The sequence below is a fragment of the Lacinutrix sp. YIN62 genome, assembly GCF_057219185.1.
Genome location: NZ_JBXVVH010000070.1, coordinates 1 through 1,257, shown reverse-complemented (window position 1 = coordinate 1,257; position 1,257 = coordinate 1). Strand labels below are relative to the sequence as shown.

Below are 1,257 nucleotides of genomic sequence, written 5' to 3'. Positions count from 1 at the left end.
AACAAGATTATATAGAATTACAATACCAAAATAAAAAGGTGTAAAGAATATTGATTTTTGAATTATTTTCTTGATGCTCATCATCTTTTTCTAATTAAGCCTAACGTTTCGGCTATGGTTAGTACGGGAATTAAAAGTAATTAATTTCCGATTTAGCACTTAGCCAAAACTTTTTATTTTTATTTTATTTTTTTCTTTATAAAGCCAAATCAAAAAGATTTGGCGGACTTAGTAAATATACACAGACTTTTACTTAAGCACTAAAACCCGTATTAATTATAGCCATTGTTAGCTTTAGTTTTTATTGTTCGATTTCAGTTTCAAATTCAGGTTTTTTGAATTTATCATCAGAGACTTCCATAGCTTTGAATTCAATAACTTCAATGTTAAAAGCCATAGCTTTAATCCTTAAAGGTAGACAACCATACTTTTCAAAAATCAAATTTTTATGGTCTAATTTAAATTCAGAATAATTCTCTGGGTCAATTTTCAAATATTTACTGTTAAACCAAAGTTCAGCTGTTCCCATTTTAGATTTTAATAAAACTTTTTTACAAGGAATATCTAAAATAGTATCTGTTTCTTTAGTCTCAATGAATTCAACAAAAGCGTCCATTTCTGGGTGCTTATTTGTGTTCTTGACTATAGCTTCTTTTGAATTCTCTTTCCAAGCATAAACTTTCTTTTTTTCAGGTGAGTATAATTCAAATCCGTTTTCCAATCCAGTTGATGTTTCAGACATAAACCTATTTCCTTTATAAAAATATTTTTGAAGCATAAAACCCTGTTCTCCAAATACAGGTTTTAAAATTCGTTCTTTAAAAATACTATCTGTAAACATTTCAGGATTCGGATTTTCCATCGTTGTTTTATATGTTATTGTTCCCTCAAAACTCTGACTAAAAGATAAACTTGTAAAAATTAATAAAGTCAGATAAATTATGTTTTTCATTTCGTTCTGTTAAATTAAAGCTAACTATTGTATAAGTGCAACTCACTTGCACATATATTCCTTATGCAATATAGTTTATTTTAATACATATAATGATAGCCAAAAGGAGATTATTAAGCTGTGCTAGGCATTACGATTGGGGTTTCCCCTAAGAAAGTATATTTAATAGCCGTTTATAAACAGTTGTAGTCGTTTATAATCGTTTAAAAACAGCTAAATATTGCTGCTTAATGAATAAGTTATTTGCAGAACTATTTATAATCGTTTATAAATAGGCTGTTATACTTGTATTAAAAATAAGGCAT

At 27.4% G+C, this 1,257-nt stretch carries 1 protein-coding gene; it reads right to left on the bottom strand.

What is annotated here, in order from left to right:
* Nucleotides 1–301 precede the first annotated feature (301 nt).
* Nucleotides 302–952 (bottom strand): hypothetical protein, encoded by a 651-nt coding sequence (locus AC2D8I_RS16190; protein WP_484707152.1) that lies wholly within the window; start codon nucleotides 950–952, stop codon nucleotides 302–304.
* Nucleotides 953–1,257: the final 305 nt, after the last annotated feature.